The organism is Corallococcus caeni (genome assembly GCF_036245865.1).
Lineage (GTDB): Bacteria > Myxococcota > Myxococcia > Myxococcales > Myxococcaceae > Corallococcus > Corallococcus caeni.
This window is the reverse complement of the sequence record NZ_BTTW01000001.1, coordinates 1345576-1363567: the sequence shown is the minus strand read 5'-3', so window position 1 is coordinate 1363567 and position 17992 is coordinate 1345576. Positions and strand designations below refer to the sequence as shown.

At 69.1% G+C, this 17992-nt stretch carries 10 protein-coding genes; 7 read left to right on the top strand and 3 right to left on the bottom strand.

The window, feature by feature from the left end; translation table 11 throughout:
• Positions 1-46: 46 nt before the first annotated feature.
• The 4 genes from AABA78_RS05390 to ftsZ all read left to right on the top strand — a co-directional run bounded on the left by AABA78_RS05390 (position 47) and on the right by ftsZ (position 12527).
• Positions 47-904 carry a cell division protein FtsQ/DivIB gene (locus AABA78_RS05390; protein WP_338261935.1) on the top strand — a complete coding sequence of 286 codons (858 nt, stop codon included), beginning with the start codon at positions 47-49 and terminating at the stop codon, positions 902-904.
• 41 nt (positions 905-945) lie between these two features.
• Positions 946-2181 carry a cell division protein FtsA gene (gene ftsA / locus AABA78_RS05385; RefSeq protein WP_014398878.1) on the top strand — a complete coding sequence of 412 codons (1236 nt, stop codon included), beginning with the start codon at positions 946-948 and terminating at the stop codon, positions 2179-2181.
• Positions 2182-2522: 341 nt separating this feature from the next.
• Positions 2523-10952 carry an adventurous gliding motility protein AgmC gene (agmC, locus tag AABA78_RS05380; RefSeq protein WP_338261934.1) on the top strand — a complete coding sequence of 2810 codons (8430 nt, stop codon included), beginning with the start codon at positions 2523-2525 and terminating at the stop codon, positions 10950-10952.
• 339 nt (positions 10953-11291) lie between these two features.
• Complete coding sequence (ftsZ, locus tag AABA78_RS05375) at positions 11292-12527, top strand: cell division protein FtsZ (RefSeq protein ID WP_171419065.1); 1236 nt, start codon at positions 11292-11294, stop codon at positions 12525-12527.
• A 16-nt stretch (positions 12528-12543) separates the two neighbouring features.
• Here ftsZ and AABA78_RS05370 read toward each other — a convergent pair whose 3' ends face one another.
• Positions 12544-12888: a hypothetical protein gene (locus tag AABA78_RS05370; protein WP_338261933.1), complete on the bottom strand. Its 345-nt coding sequence runs from the start codon at positions 12886-12888 to the stop codon at positions 12544-12546.
• A gap of 173 nt (positions 12889-13061) precedes the next feature.
• On the opposite strand from AABA78_RS05370, the gene AABA78_RS05365 reads away from it, so the two are divergent.
• Genes AABA78_RS05365 through AABA78_RS05355 form a run of 3 tightly spaced genes read left to right on the top strand, consistent with a single transcriptional unit; the run spans position 13062 to position 15454 of the window.
• Positions 13062-14411, top strand: a complete 1350-nt coding sequence (locus AABA78_RS05365) for an acetyl-CoA carboxylase biotin carboxylase subunit (protein ID WP_338261932.1) — start codon at positions 13062-13064, stop codon at positions 14409-14411.
• Between the two features lie 26 nt (positions 14412-14437).
• Positions 14438-14650, top strand: coding sequence for an acetyl-CoA carboxylase biotin carboxyl carrier protein subunit (locus AABA78_RS05360; RefSeq protein ID WP_338261931.1), 213 nt, complete (start codon positions 14438-14440; stop codon positions 14648-14650).
• A gap of 39 nt (positions 14651-14689) precedes the next feature.
• A complete protein-coding gene (locus AABA78_RS05355; protein WP_171419074.1) occupies positions 14690-15454 on the top strand; it encodes an enoyl-CoA hydratase/isomerase family protein in 765 nt (254 codons plus the stop codon).
• On the opposite strand, the gene AABA78_RS05350 is transcribed toward AABA78_RS05355, so the two are convergent.
• Positions 15451-16044, bottom strand: coding sequence for a response regulator (locus tag AABA78_RS05350; protein ID WP_014398871.1), 594 nt, complete (start codon positions 16042-16044; stop codon positions 15451-15453). The genes AABA78_RS05355 and AABA78_RS05350 overlap by 4 nt on opposite strands.
• A gap of 44 nt (positions 16045-16088) precedes the next feature.
• Positions 16089-17933, bottom strand: a complete 1845-nt coding sequence (locus AABA78_RS05345) for an FHA domain-containing protein (protein WP_338261929.1) — start codon at positions 17931-17933, stop codon at positions 16089-16091.
• Positions 17934-17992 lie beyond the last annotated feature (59 nt).

The window sequence follows — 17992 nt, the reverse complement described above, 5'->3', positions numbered from 1 at the left end:
AACTGGCGTGGTTCGACGTCCGCACGCAGCATGCGCCTCCCTAGTCATGGCCTTCGGAAAATCCAAGAACCGCCGCCGCCTGGACGCCGCACCGCGCAATGACGCGGTGAAGGGCGCGGTCCGTTCGCACGGGCCGTCGGTGGCGAAGGCGCTGGGGCTGGCCGTCGCGACGGCGGGGCTCATCTGGGGCGGCATCGAACTGCGTGCCTGGGCGGTGGTGACGCCGCGCTTCGCGCTGGAGTCGGTGAACTTCTCCGGGCTGGAGCGGGCGTCGCGTCCGGAGCTCCTGAAGCTGTCCGGGCTGACGGCGGGGCAGAACCTGTGGACGCTGGACCCGGCCGCGCTGGCGAAGGCGATGGGCCAGCACCCCTGGGTGCGCACGGTGGAGGTGACGCGGCGGTTTCCGCACGGCGTGTCCGTGGAGGTGACGGAGCACGCCCCCGCGGCGCTGGCGGTGCTGGGCGACCTGTACGTGCTGGACGAGGAGGGCGAGCCCTTCAAGCGCGTCACCCCGGGGGACGGGCTGGACCTGCCGCTCGTCACCGGCGTGGAGCGCGACGCGTACGTGGCGGACCCGGACGGTGTGCGCGCGAAGTTCCGCGAGGCGCTGGATGTAACCCGTGCTTATGCGCGGCTGTTGCCGGGACGATCCGAGCGGCTTTCTGAAGTGCGCCTGGAGAACACCGGGCTTGCGCTGGTGACGGCGACGGGGCAGGAGGTGCGCCTCGGCGCGGGCGAAACGGAAGTCAAGCTCCAGCGGCTGGCGCGCGTTCGTCGCGAGCTCAGCACAAGGGGGCTTGCGGCCGCGATCATTCGCCTGGATAACCGTGCCCGACCGGGTTGGGTGGCGGTGAGGCTTTCGAGTGGGTCCGACTCCGTGCGGAGCGGGGACTCGACGCAGTGAGGATGCTTCCTTCACGAAAGTGAGGGAGCCTGGGAGGAGTCATGGCGAAGCAGAAGTCGGGGGAGATCATCGTCGGCCTCGACATCGGCACGACGAAGATCTGCGCCATCGTCGGCGAGCTGACCGATAGCGGTATCGACATCATCGGTATCGGCACGCATCCGTCGAAGGGATTGCGCAAGGGCGTCGTGGTCAACATCGAGGCCACGGTGTCGTCCATCCGGCGCGCCGTGGAGGAAGCCGAGCTGATGGCCGGGGCGGAGATCTCCCACGTCTACACGGGGATCGCCGGCGGCCACATCAAGGGCTTCAACTCCCAGGGCATCGTCGCGGTGAAGGACAAGGAGGTCCGCGACGCGGACATCGCGCGCGTCATCGACGCGGCGAAGGCGGTGGCCATCCCGCTGGACCGGGAGGTCATCCACGTCCTGCCGCAGGAGTTCATCATCGACGACCAGGGCGGCATCAAGGAGCCCCTGGGCATGGCCGGCGTGCGCCTGGAGGCCAAGGTGCACATCGTCACGGGCGCCGTCTCCAGCGCGCAGAACATCGTCAAGTGCGCCAACCGCACGGGCCTGAACGTCTCCGACATCGTGCTCCAGCCGCTCGCCTCCGCCGAAGCGGTGCTGAGCGAGGACGAGAAGGAGCTGGGCGTGTGCCTCGTCGACATCGGCGGCGGCACCACGGACATCGCCATCTTCTCCGGTGGCTCCATCGTCCACACGGCCGTCATCGCCCTGGGCGGCAACAACCTGACGAGCGACATCGCCATCGGCCTGCGCACCCCCGCGCACGAGGCCGAGCGCATCAAGCAGAAGTACGGCTGCGCGCTCGCGTCCATGATCAACAAGGACGAGACGATTGAAGTGCCCAGCGTGGGCGGCCGTCAGCCGCGCGTCCTGGGCCGGCAGATTCTCTCGGAGATCCTGGAGCCGCGCGTGGAGGAGATCTTCCAGCTGGTGCACCGGGAGATCCAGAAGTGCGGCTACGAGGACCTGCTCGCGTCGGGCATCGTCATCACGGGCGGCAGCACGCTGCTCGCGGGCATGCCGGAGCTGGCGGAAGAGGTGCTGGGCCTGCCGGTGCGCCGGGGCATGCCGCGCGGCATTGGCGGTCTGGTGGACGTGGTGAAGAGCCCCATGTACGCCACGGGCGTGGGCCTGGTCGTCTACGGCGCCAAGCACATGGACCGCCGCATGTTCCGCATCCGCGAGGACGGCAACGTCTACAAGAAGGTGAAGGGCCGGATGCGCGAGTGGCTGGAAGAGATCTTCTAGGCCGGTTCCCGGAACCGGTGATGCGCTGAGTCAGGGCTCCCTTCGGGGGGCCCTTTCGCGTTTCTGGGGTGGCTGGGTCCGGCGCGCGCCTTGACGCGTCAGGGAGGACGCTGACGCGTCAGTCCGGGACGCGGTGGGTTTCCAGATTCCAGAATCCGGATCCGGCTTTCGGACGCCCGCCCTAAGCACGAGCGTCCGGCCGTGCAAGTTCCAGGATTTGGACGGATCGGGAATTCGACAGAGGATGGCGCTCGGCTTGCTAGGGGGCCTGTGGCTCCCGGAACACATCCCGCAGTTCCAGGTGGGCCTCTGAACCTATGACTCCACAAAAGACTTCGCGGTTGCTGACGCCCCTACTGGGAGTACGCGGCTCCGCCGCGGCGCTGTTGGCCCTGCTGTGTGCCGTGTTCGCGGCGCCACCCGCCTACGCGGATCCGGACAGCTTCGGCAATGGTAACGGCCACAACGGCGCGCTGACGGTCAACACGGCCAACAGGGTCATCAACGCGTATACACGGCTGACGGCGAACGCGAATGCAGGCGCCACCACTGTCACGGTGGATTCCAGCGCCGGCTTCGCTGTGGGCGACCTGATCATGATCTACCAGTCCTCCGGTTTTACGGGGACGGTGGTGACTGGAGAGCAGGCGCAGTTCAACGCTGCGGCGACTCCGGTAGGCAACTGGAACTTCGCGCGTGTGTCGGTGGTCGCCGGCGGCACCCTGACGTTCGCCCCTGCGCTGACGTCGAACTTCACCGGAGGCACTCCGGACAATGACATCGCCCTTCGTAGCTCTGCGCAGGTCATCCGGGTTCCTGAGTACACGAACGTGACAATCAATGCTGGGGCCAGCCTCCGCGCGAGGGCTTGGTCCAGTGATGTCGACTCCCGGGACACCGTGGGTGGCCTCGTGGTGTTCTTCGCGACGGGAACGGTGACGAACAACGGCACCATTTCCGCAGCTGGAGCTGGTTACCGAGGTGGCGAGAAGTTCAACGGATCAGGGGATAGCTGCACCCAGCTCGACCAGGAATGGGAGGGCGGGGCGATGAAGGGGGAGGGGTTGGTTCCCCTCCGTTACAAGGTTCCCGGTGACTTTCCGGAGGTGGGGCACCTCTTCGCGGGGCGGGGCAACATCCTCAACGCTGGCGGTGGCGGCGTCTGCCACAACTCAGGTGGCGGTGGTGGTGGCAATGGTGGTTCGGGTGGCATCGGCGGCCGGACCTGGACGGGGGATGCCGATCCCGCGCGCGCCGTAGGTGGGTTGGGCGGCGTCAAGATGCTCTTTTCTCCCTCGACCCGGCTTCTCTTCGGCGGCGGCGGTGGCGCGGGTCATGGCAATGACGGGGTGAGCGGCAAGGGCGGCAATGCTGGCGGCATCGTGTTCGTGCGCGGCGCTGCCCTGGCCGGGACTGGCAACATCACGGCGGACGGTGTGGCTGGCACCAATTCCCAGAATGACGCCGCGGGTGGCGGTGGCGCGGGTGGCACGATCTCCTTGAAGTTCACGGGGGCGCTATCCTGTGGTGGCACGGGCACCATCTCCGCGAGGGGCGGTAACGGCGGCAACAGCACCTTCACCGCGTCGCCGCATGGGACGGGTGGTGGGGCGGGTGGTGGCAACATCCTTCTTCAGGGCACGACCCTCTCGTGCCTGACGTCCGTTACGGGCGGTGTGGCAGGTGTTCAGCCGAGCGCGGCCGCGATTGATGGTGTGACGTACGGGTCCGCCCCGGGTAACCCGGGCGTCGTCAACCTGCCGCCGACCATCACCACGCCGGCCAACGGTTCGACGACGGCGAACACCACGCCCACCATCACCGGCACGACGCCGGATGGCGGCAACCAGACCGTCAACGTCTATGTGGACGGCACGTTGATTGGTTCGACGACGTCGAACGCATCCGGTGTCTTCACCATTGCGTCGCCCGTCCTGACCCCGGGCGCTCACACCGTTTACGCCGTCACTCTTTCTGGTGGCAGCCCTCTGCTTCAGAGCAACACCAACAACTTCACGGTGCCAGGCGGCACGCCGACGCCGACGGTGGCCATCACCACGCCGGCCAACGGCTCGACGGTGGCGAACCCCACCAACGTGGTCATCGCTGGCACGGCCGCGAACGCGACGTCTGTCTCGTTCACGTTGAATGGGACGAACTACGGCCCCTTCACGGTGACCGGAGGTAACTGGACCGCCACGGTGCCGGGCCCGCTGGCCAACGGCTCGTACACGGTGAATGCGGTGTCCACCAATGGCACCAGCAACAGCACCACGGCCACCTCCACCTTCACGGTGGCGGGTCCGACGGTGGCCATCACCACGCCGGCGAACGGCTCGACGGTGACGAACCCCACCAACGTGGTCATTGCTGGCACGGCCGCGAACGCAACGTCCGTCTCGTTCACGCTGAATGGGACGAACTACGGCCCCTTCACGGTGACCGGAGGTAACTGGACCGCCACGGTGCCGGGCCCGCTGGCCAACGGCTCGTACACGGTGAACGCGGTGTCCACGAACGGCACCACGAACAGCACCACCGCGACCTCCACCTTCACGGTGGCCGGTCCGACGGTGGCCATCACCACGCCGGCCAACGGCTCGACGGTGACGAACCCGAACGTGACGGTGACCGGTACGGCCGCGAACGCGACCACGGTGACGGTGACGTTCCAGGGCACCAACTACGGCCCCATCACGGTGACGGGCGGCAACTGGAGCCAGGCGCTCCCCGGTCCGCTGGCCAACGGCACGTACACCGTGACCGCGGTCTCCCGTAACGCCGGTGGCAACACGAGCACCACGGCCTCCTCTACCTTCACGGTGGCGGGCCCGACGGTGGCCATCACCACGCCGGCAAACGGCTCGACGGTGACGAACCCCACCAACGTGGTCATCGCTGGCACCGCCGCGAACGCGACGTCCGTCTCGTTCACGCTGAATGGGACGAACTACGGCCCCTTCACGGTGACCGGAGGCAACTGGACCGCCACGGTGCCGGGCCCGCTGGCCAACGGCTCGTACACGGTCAATGCGGTGTCCACGAACGGCACGACCAACAGCACCACGGCCACCTCCACCTTCACGGTGGCCGGTCCGACGGTGGCCATCACCGCGCCGGCTAACGGCTCGACGGTGACCAACCCCAACGTGACGGTGACCGGTACGGCCGCGAACGCGACCACGGTGACGGTGACGTTCCAGGGAACGAACTACGGCCCCATCACGGTGACCGGCGGCAACTGGAGCCAGGCGCTGCCCGGCCCTCTGGCCAACGGCACGTACACCGTGACCGCGACGTCGACGAACGGCACGACCACGAGCACCCAGGCCTCCTCCACCTTCACGGTGGCGGGCCCGACGGTGGCCATCACCACGCCGGCCAACGGCTCCACGGTCAACACCCCGAACGTGACAGTGACGGGCACGGCGGCAAACGCCACGTCCGTGACGCTGACCTTCCAGGGCACGAACTACGGGCCCATCACGGTGACTGGCGGCAACTGGACCTACGCGCTGCCGGGCAACCTGGCCAACGGCACGTACACCGTGACCGCGGTGTCCACGAACGGTACGACCAACAGCACCACGGCCACCTCCACCTTCACGGTGAACGTGCCGGCGCCGACGGTGGCCATCAGCACCCCGGCCAACGGCTCGACGGTCAACACCCCGAACGTGACGGTGACCGGTTCGTCCACGAACGCGACGACCGTGACCCTGACCTTCCAGGGCACGAACTACGGCCCCATCACGGTGAACGGTGCGGGCAACTGGAACTACGCGCTGCCTGGCCCGCTGGCGGACGGCACGTACACCGTGACCGCCGTGTCCACGAACAGCGCGGGCACGAACAGCACGACCGCGACCTCCACCTTCACGGTGGACCAGACGCCTCCGACCGTCGCCATCAGCACCCCGGCGGACGGCTCGACCATCAACACCCCCAACGTGACGGTGACGGGCACGTCCGCGGGCGCGTCGTTCGTGACGCTCACCTTCGACGGCGCCAGCTACGGCCCCATCAACGTGGACAGCTCCGGCAACTGGAGCTACGCGCTGCCCGGCCCCCTGGCCGAGGCCACGTACACCGTGACCGCGACGGCCACCGACGCGGCGGGCAACACCAGCACGCCCGACAGCTCCACCTTCACCGTGGACCTGACGGCGCCGACGGTGGCCATCAGCAGCCCGGCTGACGGTGCGGTCATCGGCACCGACACGGTGACGGTGACGGGTACGTCCACGGGCGCGACGTCCGTGACGCTGACCTACAACGGCACCGACTACGGTCCCATCCCCGTGGATGCCTCCGGCAACTGGAGCTTCCAGCTGCCCGTGACCTTGCCCGAGGGCAGCCACACCGTGACCGCGGTGTCCACGGACGCGGCGGGCAACGAGAGCACGCCCGCGACCTCCACCTTCACGGTGGACCTGACGGTCCCCACGGTCGCCATCAGCACGCCGGCCAACAACACCTCGGTGAACACCGCCACGGTGACCGTCACTGGTACGACGACCAACGCGACCTCCGTGACGCTCACCTTCGACGGTGCCAGCTACGGCCCCATCAACGTGGACGGCTCCGGTAACTGGAGCTTCCCGCTGCCCGGCCCCCTGGCCGAGGCCACGTACACCGTGACCGCGGTGTCCGTGAACGGCGCGGGCACCACCAGCGCGACCGCGACCTCCACCTTCACGGTGGACCTGACCCCGCCGACCGTCGCCATCAGCACCCCGGCCGACGGTGCGGTCGTCGGCACCGACACGGTGACGGTGACGGGGACGTCCACGGGCGCGACGTCCGTGACGCTGACCTACAACGGCAACGACTACGGCCCCATCCCCGTGGATGGCGCGGGCAACTGGACCTACCAACTGCCGGTGTCCCTGCCGGAGGGCCCCATCACCGTGACCGCGGTGGCCACGGACGCGGCGGGCAATGAGAGCACGCCGGACGACACCACCTTCACGGTGGACCTGACGTCGCCGGAAGTCGACATCACCGCGCCGGCGGACGGCACGACGGTCGCCTCCAGCACGGTGACGGTCACCGGCACCTCCGTGGGCGCCACCTTCGTGACGCTCACCTTCGAGGGCACGGACTACGGCCCCATCCCGGTCGACGCTTCCGGCAACTGGAGCCAGGCGCTGCCCGGCCCGTTGGCGGACGGCACGTACACCGTGACCGCGGTGTCCACGGACGCGGCGGGCAACGAGAGCACGCCCGACAGCTCCACCTTCACGGTGGACACGACCGCGCCGGTGGTGGCCATCACCACGCCGGCCAACGGGTCCACGGTGGGTGCCAACGTGACGGTGACCGGTACGGCCTCGGGTGGCGCGACGAGCGTGACCGTGACGTTCCAGGGCACGAACTATGGTCCCATCCCGGTGGACGCCTCCGGCAACTGGAGCCAGGCGCTGCCCGGCCCCCTGGCCAACGGCTCCTACACGGTGACGGCGGTGGCGGTGGACGCGGTGGGCAACACCAGCCCGACCGCGACCTCCACCTTCACGGTGAACACGGCCGCGCCGACGGTGGCCATCACCACGCCGGCCAACGGCTCCACCCTCACCAACCCCAACGTGACGGTGACGGGTACGGCCGCGAACGCGACCACCGTGACGGTGACCTTCCAGGGCACCAACTACGGCCCCATCACGGTGACGGGCGGCAACTGGAGCCAGGCGCTGCCCGGCCCGCTGGCCAATGGCACGTACACCGTGACCGCGGTGTCCACGAACGGCACCACCAACAGCTCGACCGCGACCACCACCTTCACCGTCAACCCGGCGGGCACGGTGGACACGGACAACGACGGCCTGACGGACGACGAGGAGATCGCCCAGGGCACCGATCCGAACAACCCGGACTCCGACGGCGACGGCATCCCCGACGGCGTCGAGGTCAAGGTGGGCGGCACGGATCCGCTCGACAGCGACTCGGATGACGACGGCATCCTCGATGGCAACGAGGACAAGGACCACGACGGCATCGTCGATGCCGACGAGACGGACCCGAAGAACATCGACACCGATGGCGACGGCCTGACCGACGGCGTGGAGACGGGTCTCACCGAGCCCCAGGGCGACGACACCGACCCGTCCAAGTTCGTGGCGGACAAGGACCCGTCGACGAAGACGAACCCGCTGGACGACGACACGGATGACGACGGTCTGCTCGACGGCAACGAGGACGCCAACCACGACGGCCTCAAGGACCCGACGGAGACCGACCCGAACAACAGCGACACCGACGGCGACGGCCTGACGGACGGCCTGGAACTGGGCCTCACCCAGCCCCAGGGCGAGGACACCGACCCGACGAAGTTCGTCGCGGATCAGGACCCCGACACCAAGACGAACCCGCTCAACCCCGACACCGACGGCGGCAGCGTGCTCGACGGCATCGAGGACAAGAACCACAACGGCCGCGTGGACGTGCTGGAGACGGACCCGAACAACGCCGCGGACGACAAGGACGCGGACGGCGACGGCATCGACAACGCCACGGAGCTGGAGAAGGGGACGGATCCGTTCGACTCCGACTCCGACGACGACGGCGTGCCGGACGGCATCGACGGGCTGACCGACACGGACGGGGACGGCCTCATCGACGCGCTCGACCCCGACAGCGACAACGACGGCATCCTCGATGGCACGGAGCTGGGTGTCACCGTGGAGACCGCGCCGCCGGGCACCGACACGTCGTCCCCGAACTTCAAGCCGGACGCGGACCCGACGACGAAGACGGATCCGAAGAAGGCGGACACCGACGGCGACGGCCTGAAGGACGGCGAGGAAGACGCCAACCACGACGGCCGCCGTGACGCCACGGAGACGGATCCGACGCTGAAGGACACCGACCAGGGCGGCATCGACGACGGCACGGAGGTGAACGGCGGCTCCAACCCGCTCGACGCCAACGATGACTACCTGGTGGTGGGCCACGGCTGCAGCACGGGCGGCTCCGGTTCGCTGGCGCCCTTCGCGCTGATGCTGCTGGCGCTGCCCCTGGTGGGCCGCCGCTTCCGCCGCGCCGGGAACCTCCTGGCGCGCGCGGGTGGGGCGCTGGCCGTGTTCGTCACGGCCCTGTTCGCGGGCACCTCCGCCCACGCGCAGGCCACGGCTGTGTCGCAGGCCATTGACGTGCAGCAGTACAAGCCGGGCCCGGGCGTCGCGGATGTTCTCGCGGTGCACGGCGCGAAGGTGCAGCGGCACCTGGGGTGGAACGTGGGGCTGTCGGTCAACTACGCCGACAAGCCGCTCAACTTCTTCGACCCCCGCTCGGACACGTACATCACCTCCGTGGTGAAGAGTCAGGTGGGCTTCGACCTGATGGGCGCCGTCGGCCTCTACGACCGGTTCGAGATCGGCGTCGTGCTGCCCATCACGCTCCAGAGCTCGGAGAACTCGCCGGGCGTGGACGCGTCGTTCGCCAACGGGGTGAGCGGGGGCGGCATCGGCGACCTGCGCCTCATCCCGAAGGCGCGGCTCCTGGACGGTGACAACTACGGCCTGTCCGTGGTGGTGCCCGTGTCGCTGCCCACCGGCGGCGCCTCGGACTTCCTCGGCGGGTCGGGCGTGTCCGTCAACCCGCGCGTGGTGGCGGAGTACGGCCGGCGCTTCCGCGTGCTCGCCAACGTGGGCGTGGACATCCGCAAGGCGGAGCAGCTGCGCAACCTGAACGTCGGCAGCGCGCTGGCGTACGGGGTGGGCGCGGAGGCGCCGCTCGGTGACCTGCCGCTGGCCGTCCAGGCCTCGCTGGTGGGCGCGATGGGCTTCAAGCAGCAGGACGCGGAGGAGCGTCCGCTGGAGCTGCTCGCGGCCCTGAAGTACCGCGGCCTCACCGGTCTGTCCGCGCAGGTGGGCGCGGGCCCGGGCCTCACGCACGGCTACGGCACGCCCACCTTCCGCGTGCTCGCGTCCGTGGGCTACAGCACCCCGGAGCGCGCCCCGGCGCAGCCCCGGCCGGTGTGCCCGGAGGGCCCCGAGGACTTCGACGGCTTCCAGGACCAGGACGGCTGCGCGGACCCGGACAACGACGGCGACGGCATCGTGGACACGGCGGACAAGTGCCCCAACGAGCCGGAGACGGTGAACGACTTCGAGGACGCCGACGGCTGCCCGGACACGAAGCCCGCGCCGCCTCCGCCCGCGCCGGTGGACTCCGACGGCGACGGCCTGATGGACCCGGACGACAAGTGCCCCAACGCGCCCGAGGACAAGGACGGCTTCCAGGACGAGGACGGCTGCCCCGACCCGGACAACGACAAGGACGGCATCCCGGACACGGCGGACAAGTGCCCGCTGGAGCCGGAGACCATCAACGGCGTGGAGGACGAGGACGGCTGCCCGGACAAGGGCAAGGTCAAGGTGCTCGTCGAGGGCGAGCGCATCCTCATCCTGGAGAAGGTCTACTTCGCCACGAACAAGGACGTCATCCTGCCGCGCTCGTTCCCCATCCTGAAGCAGGTGGCGGCCGTGCTGCGCGCCAACCCGCAGGTGGAACTGCTGCGCATCGAGGGCCACACGGACAGCCAGGGCAGCGACGTCGCCAACCTGGACCTGTCCAAGCGCCGCGCCGCCAGCGTGAAGACGTTCCTCGTCAACGAGGGCATCGCGAGCGAGCGCCTGGAGTCCGAGGGCTACGGTGAGACGAAGCCCGTGGACACCAACAAGACGGCCGCAGGCCGGGAGAACAACCGCCGCGTGGAATTCAACATCGCGCGGATGGGCAAGGTGGAAGTGGAGAAGCCCGCCCCGTAGCTCGCGCTCGCAGGAATGAAAAACGGAAGGCCCGGTTCCCCCGAGGGAGCCGGGCCTTTTCGTCATCCGAGCCCCGTCCTGTCACGTCATGCGTGCGCGAAGGGCGTGGACGACTGGCCACGGCGAGTCACCGGACGCGAGTCAAGAGGGTGTTTGCACGCGCGCGATGTCCGCATGCCCGCTGATGCCACACGCGTAAGTGGGCGTCAGGACTCGGGCGCGCAGCAGGGCGCTACAGGCTGGTAGCGGAATACTTGCCAAAGCGCCCGACTTCCTGATGATTGTCGACGGTGGGTGTTTCCGCGGACGGCGCCGCGGTGCTTCCGCCACGAGGACGACATGGACCAGTTCGAGCAGAACAAGCAGGCCGCGAAGATTCGTGTCGTGGGCGCGGGCGGGGCGGGCTGCAACGCGGTCAACACGATGATTCTGTCGAAGCTCGACCGCGTCGACTTCATCGCCGCCAACACCGATGTCCAGGCGCTCGCCGCGAGCAAGGCGCCCACCCGGCTGCAGCTGGGCCAGGCGCTCACCAAGGGCCTGGGCGCGGGCGCCAACCCGGAGATGGGCCGCGAGGCCGCCCTGGAGTCGCGCGATCAGATCGCCGCGGTGCTGGAAGGCGCCGACATGGTCTTCGTCACCGCGGGCATGGGCGGTGGCACCGGCACGGGCGCCGCGCCCATCATCGCGGACATCGCCAAGAGCCTGGGCTGCCTCACGGTGGGCGTCGTCACCAAGCCGTTCCTCTTCGAAGGCAACAAGCGCCGCAAGCAGGCCGAGCAGGGCATCGTGGAGCTCAAGGCCGCGGTGGACACGCTCATCACCATCCCCAACCAGCGCCTGCTGTCGCTCTCCAACGAGCCCATGCCGCTCTTGGAGACCTTCAAGCGCGCGGATGAAGTCCTGCTCAACGCCGTGCAGGGCATCAGCGACCTCATCCAGTACCACGGCTACATCAACGTGGACTTCGCGGACGTGAAGACCATCATGAGCGACAAGGGCCTGGCGCTCATGGGCACGGGCCACGCCTGCGGCGACCGCCGCGCCATCACCGCCATGCAGCAGGCCATCTCCAGCCCGCTGCTGGAGGACGTCTCCATCGACGGCGCCACGGGCCTGCTCATCAACATCACCGGCGGCCGCGACATGACCCTGCAGGAGGTCAACGAGGCGCTGACGCTGGTGCACGACGCGGCGGACGGCGAGGCGGAGATCATCTTCGGGTCGCTCATCGACGAGCAGATCCAGGACGAGGTGAAGATCACCATCATCGCCACGGGCTTCGTGCACCGGGACGCGCCCAAGGCGCGCCCCATGGCGCAGGTGGTCCAGGTGCCGCTGGTGGGCCGTCCCTCCACGCCGCCCCTGGCCCTGTCCTCGCCGCGCGAGGAGGTGGCCAGCCTGGTGCCCGCGAAGAGCACGCCGCGTCCGACCATGTCCACCGTGGAGACGCCCAAGTCGTCCATGCAGAGCGCGCGCACGGCCGTGGTGAAGGACGCGGCGCTGCCCCTGGACGAGGATCAGTTCGACATCCCCACGTTCCTGCGCCGCCAGGGCCAGACGGAGCTGCCGTAATCAGGCAGCCGGGACGCTAGCCGCGGGGGAGGCGGGCCACGCTCGCCGTGCCCCTGCCGGTGAGGCGGTCGCACTTGGTGAACAGTCCGTCCACCTCGTCGTAGAGCGCGTCGATGCGCTCCGACACGCTGGGGGCGGGCAGCAGCCCCTCACCGGACAGCTCCTCCAGGCGGGTGCCGGCCCGCTGCAGGAGCTGCAGGGCCTTGAGCAGCGAGCGGCCCTGCTTCGTGCCGTCGGGCGTGAAGAGGGTGCCGCCCTCGTAGAGCGTCACCAGATTGGCGCGGGTGTCCTGCTGCCGCTGGTTGAGCCGGTTCCGGTACAAGTCCAGACGGCGGGCGCGGCGGGCACCATGCAGGTCCACGACGCTGTGCGTTCCTGTCGAGGGAGGCTTCACGTCGGGCAAGGTACGCCAGGGGTTCGCAAGTCCGCAAATTTACGGGACTGTACGGACCTGTTGCGCACCTGCCCGAACGCTTGTCAGTCAAGGGGGTGGGGGTTAGTTTGGCCGCCCTTCGCAACGCCAGGGTGCCTGCCATGTTCCAGAAGCTGCTCATCGCCAACCGGGGTGAAATCGCGCGTCGCATCGGGGCCGTGGCCCGGGGCATGGGCGTGAAGACGGTGGCGGTGTACTCGGACGCGGACGTGAACCTCCCCTTCGTGAAGGAGGCGGACGAGGCCGTGCGCATCGGCCCCGCGCCCGCGAAGGACAGCTACCTGAGCATCCCCGCCATCCTGGAGGCGGCGAAGAAGACGGGCGCGCAGGCGGTGCACCCCGGGTACGGCTTCCTGTCGGAGAACGGCGAGTTCGCGCAGGCGTGCGCGGACGCGGGCCTGGTCTTCGTGGGCCCGCCGCCGGAGGCCATGGCCCGGATGAAGGACAAGAGCCAGGCGCGCAAGCTGGTGTCCGCCGCGGGCGTGCCGGTGGTGCCGGGCAGCGACGGCGTCCTGCCGGACGTGCAGAGCGCCCTGGAGGCCGCGGAGCGCATCGGCTACCCGGTGCTGTGCAAGGCCGCCAGCGGCGGTGGCGGCATCGGCATGGCGGCGGCGAAGGACCCCGCGGAGCTGGAGAAGGTCTACCGCCAGTGCACGGACCGGGCGAAGGCCGCCTTCGGCCGCGAGGGCGTGTACCTGGAGCGCTACTTCCCGGCGCCCCGCCACATCGAAGTGCAGATTTTGGGCGACACCCACGGCCACCTCATCCACGGCCTGGAGCGCGAGTGCTCCATCCAGCGCCGGCACCAGAAGGTGGTGGAGGAGGCCCCGTCGGTGCTGTTCGCCAATGGACGCAACGCGGCGCTGGCGGACACGCTCTTCACGGCGGCCGTCACGGCGGCGAAGACGTTCGGCTACGCGAACGCGGGCACGGTGGAGTTCCTGTACTCGGACGGGCAGGTGTACTTCATCGAGATGAATGCCCGGCTCCAGGTGGAGCACCCGGTGACGGAGCTGACCACGGGGCTGGACCTCATCGGCTGGCAGCTGCGCATCGCCTCCGGTGAGAAGCTGACGGTGAAGCAGGAGGACGTGAAGCGCAAAGGCGCGGCGCTGGAGTTCCGCATCTACGCGGAGGACCCGGTGAAGTACTTCCCGTCCCCCGGCCCGCTGAAGGTCTTCCAGCCGCCCACGGGCGAGGGCGTGCGCCTGGACTCTGGCTACGCGGAAGGGGACGTGGTGACGCCGAACTACGACCCCATGATTGCGAAGCTCATCATCAGCGGCGCCACGCGCGACGAGGCCATTGCCCGCGCGGTGAAGGCGCTGGAGTCCTTCCGCATCGAAGGCATCAAGACGAACATCCCGCTCCACCTGCGCATCCTGAAGGACCCTGCCTTCAGCGCCGGTGAGCTGGACACGCACTTCCTGGATTCTCACGCGAAGCCTTAAGTATCCCACCCGAGGAGGGACGGTTCATGGCGGACGTTGCGGCGCACATCACGGGCACGGTGTGGAAGATTGAAGTGAAGGTGGGCGACACGGTGGAGTCCGGCACCACGCTGGTCATCCTCGAGTCCATGAAGATGGAGATGCCCGTGGAGGCCGAGGAGGGCGGCACGGTGAAGGAGATCCGCTGCAAGGAAGCGCAGGCGGTCAACGAGGGCGACGTCCTCGTGGTGCTCGGGTAGTCACGGGCTTCACGAAGGGGACGGGGAGCGACGCCAGGGATGGAGCCCACGCTGGAGGTGGAGGATCGCGAGGGCGGTGTCCGGGTGCTCACCGTCTCCAACCCGTCGCGGCGCAACGCGCTGAATGACGCGTTGCTGGCCCGGCTGGACGCGGCGCTGGAGCCCGCCGGCCACGTGCGCGCGCTGCTGGTGCGCGGCCAGGGCGGGCACTTCTGCGCGGGCTATGATTTGACGCACCTGGGGCCCCCGGGCGCGGACGGGCGGCTGCCGGATGACCCGCTGGTGGCGTGCCTGCTGAAGCTGGAGCGGCACCCTGCGCCGTCGGTGGCGCTGGTGCAGGGCGGCGCGGTGGGCGCGGGCTTCGACCTGGCGGCCTCGTGCGACTTCCGCGTGGGCGCGGGCGACGCGTTCTTCCTCATGCCTCCGGCCCGGCTGGGCATCGTGTACTCGCCGGAGGGGCTGGCGCGGGCGGTGCGGCTCGTCGGGCTTTCGCGCGCCAAGCAGCTGTTCCTCACCGCGCGGCGGCTGCCGGCGGCGGAGGCGCTCGCGTGGGGGCTCTTGGACGAGTGCCCCGAGGACGCGGAAGCGCGCGCGCTGGCGCTGTGCGCGACGCTGGCCGCGGGGGCGCCGAAGGCGGTGTCGGGGATGAAGGAGGCGTTCGGGCTGCTGGCGCGCTCCGGGTTGTCCCCGGAGGACGTCGCGCACCTGCGTCAGGTGCGCGGCGAGGCCTTTGGCAGCGAGGACGCGAAGGAGGGGCGCGCGGCCTTCCTGGAGAAGCGCGCGCCCCGGTTCAACGGCCGCTAGGTGTCGCCGAACAGCTCGCCCATCCGCAGCTGGAGCGCGGAGGCGATCTTGTAGAGGGACGAGATGGACGCCGAGGACTCCGCGCGTTCAATCTGGGACAGCAGGGACACGGACAGGCCCGTGCGGCGGGCCAGCTGCTTGAGCGTGAGCTCCTGCGTCTTGCGCGCGTCGCGGATGGTGCGGCCGATAGCGCGGTGCAGGTCTGCTTCCGGGTCCTGGGACAGGCCCTTCTTCTGCAGCGCGTTGCGCACGGCGGCCGTGAACTGCTCCGGCTCCATGGGCTTCTTCACGTAGTCGGACGCCTGCGCCTTGAGCGACGCGACGGCCGTGTCCACGGTGGGGTAGGCCGTGGCGACGATGACCGCGATGTCCGTGTCGTACTTGCGGATCAGCTCCAGCACTTCGGTGCCAGACATCTGCGGCATCATCATGTCGAGGATGACGAGGTGGAAGTCGGAGCCCCGGAGGATGTCCACCGTCTGCGTGGGGTCCGTGGTGGTGACGACCTCGTAGCCTTCACGGGTCAGCACCAGCTTGAGGTAGTCGCAGTTGTCCTGCTCGTCATCAACTACCAGGATGCGAATCTGCACAGCGTCTCCTCGCTGCAGGGTTGAGGGAAGTGCTGCGGGGGGGACTACTCGCCATTGCTCGAGGCGGGGGGATTGGGCGCTTGCGGCACCGCCGCGGTGCCATCACCCTTCGTGCTGCGGTTGCTCAAGATCTCCACCACGCGGGCCCGGTGCTTATGATCCGGCGGGCAGAGCGTGAGGAACTTCTCGTAGTGCTGCTCACTCTTGGCCGTGTCACCGAGCTTCGCGTAGAGCACTCCCAGCATCAGGTGACATTCGGGGACCTTCGGAGCGATCCGCGCGCAGTCCTCGGCGATTTCCAGCGCGCCGCGCGTGGCGGATTCCTTGTTGAGGCGGTTTACCTCTTTCTGGATCTCGACCTTGTCCCGCTCGACGTCGGCGGCCGTCTTGCCCTTCATGTACTCGGACTTGGCCTGGACCGTCTTGCCCGGCGCTTCCACTGCCGCCGCGCGCTGGGCCTCGTCGACCTGCTTCTTCAGCGTCTCGTAGCGGCTGTTGAAGGAGTCGATCTTCGAAGAGAAGCCCTTGAGGGCGGTGGCTGCCTCGGTGGCCTGGGTGTTCTGGAGCGCCGCCTCTGCCGTGTCGAGTTGCTGCCTGGCCTTGTCCTCGGAGTCCAGCCGCTTCTGGAGACTCGTCGTCTTGCTGGCCGGGTAGCCCTTCGCCTGCTGCAGCGAGGTCAGCGCCGTGCGGGCCTTGTCGAACTCCGCGGCCGCGAGCGCGGTGTTGAAGTCGTCTTCCAGCACCTTCGTGTCGACGGCGGGAGGCTCCGGTGCCTTCTCCGGCGTCGCGGGCGGATTCGCGGCCACGGTCTCCGGAGGCTTTGTCGTGGGCGGCGTCTCCGTGGGCGGCTGCGGATCCGCGGCCACCACGGGCGGAGGTGCGTCCGGCGGCTTGGGCAGCAGGTCCTGGCCCTTCACCACGAAGAGCGCCGCGCCCGCGCCGATGGACAGGAACGCGATGACCGCTGCCACCCACATCTTCTTGGACCCGCCGCGCTCCTGCGCGGCGATGTCGTCCGCCAGCGAGCCCGGCCCCACGAAGCGCAGCTTCACGTGGCCCATCTCGATGACGTCGCCGTGGGCGAGCGTCGCCTGGGCGTAGCTCTCACCGTTGACCGTCAGCCCGTTGGCCGACTGCATGTCGATGACGCGCCACTCGCCGGTCTCCTCGCGCACGATCTTCGCGTGCGTGCGGGACAGCGAGCGGTGGTCCAGCGCCACGTCGTTCTCCGACGTGCGGCCGATCCGCAGCTCCGTGCGGTTGCAGTCGTACTCCTGGCCCTTGAACTCGGCGGGGGCGAGCACCAGCAGCCGGGGCTGCTCGTCCTCCGGCACGCGCTCCACGCGCCGGGGCCGGTCCGCCTCCATCTGGTCCATGCGGATGATGGACGTGGCGTTGCGGCGCGCCTCCGCGGACACCGGCGTGTGGCCCGGCTCGTCGCCGTCCTCCTCGTCGGGGTCCTCCGCCTCGTCCTCGCCGTCCACCATGGTGTCGCGGGGGGCGGGGCCGCCGCGGTCGTCCTCCTCCTCCGGCTCTGGCCGGCGGGAGGCGGGCACCTTGGCGGTGATGGCGCCAGTGGGGGCGGCCGCGTTGGCCGCGCCCTCGACCTGCAAGGCCAGATCGTAGTCGCCGATCTGGATGAGGTCGCCCTCCTTGAGAGGGAGCTGGCCTGCGACGCGTTCACCGTTGATCCGGGTGCCGTTGTAGCTCCCCAGGTCTTCGAGCACGACGTGTCCATTGAGGCGCACCAGCCGGGCGTGTCGACGTGACACGTTCCGCTCGGTCAGGCGGATCGTGTTGCCCTCCTGACGGCCAATGGTGATTTCGTCGCGCACGAAGGGAACAACGGTCTTGCGCCCCTCGTCGTCTTCGATGATGAGCTTCAGCACGGGTCCGGTCCGAGTACAGCTATAGCAGAATGCCCTTTGCCGAGACAAGCCATGTATCC

What these genes read in the sequence shown, in the direction of transcription:
- AABA78_RS05355 (WP_171419074.1), top strand. Translation starts at nt 14,690, where the DNA reads ATGGAGCCCACGCTGGAGGTGGAGGATCGCGAGGGCGGTGTCCGGGTG.
- AABA78_RS05365 (WP_338261932.1), top strand. Translation starts at nt 13,062, where the DNA reads ATGTTCCAGAAGCTGCTCATCGCCAACCGGGGTGAAATCGCGCGTCGC.
- AABA78_RS05360 (WP_338261931.1), top strand. Translation starts at nt 14,438, where the DNA reads ATGGCGGACGTTGCGGCGCACATCACGGGCACGGTGTGGAAGATTGAA.
- AABA78_RS05390 (WP_338261935.1), top strand. Translation starts at nt 47, where the DNA reads ATGGCCTTCGGAAAATCCAAGAACCGCCGCCGCCTGGACGCCGCACCG.
- ftsA (WP_014398878.1), top strand. Translation starts at nt 946, where the DNA reads ATGGCGAAGCAGAAGTCGGGGGAGATCATCGTCGGCCTCGACATCGGC.
- ftsZ (WP_171419065.1), top strand. Translation starts at nt 11,292, where the DNA reads ATGGACCAGTTCGAGCAGAACAAGCAGGCCGCGAAGATTCGTGTCGTG.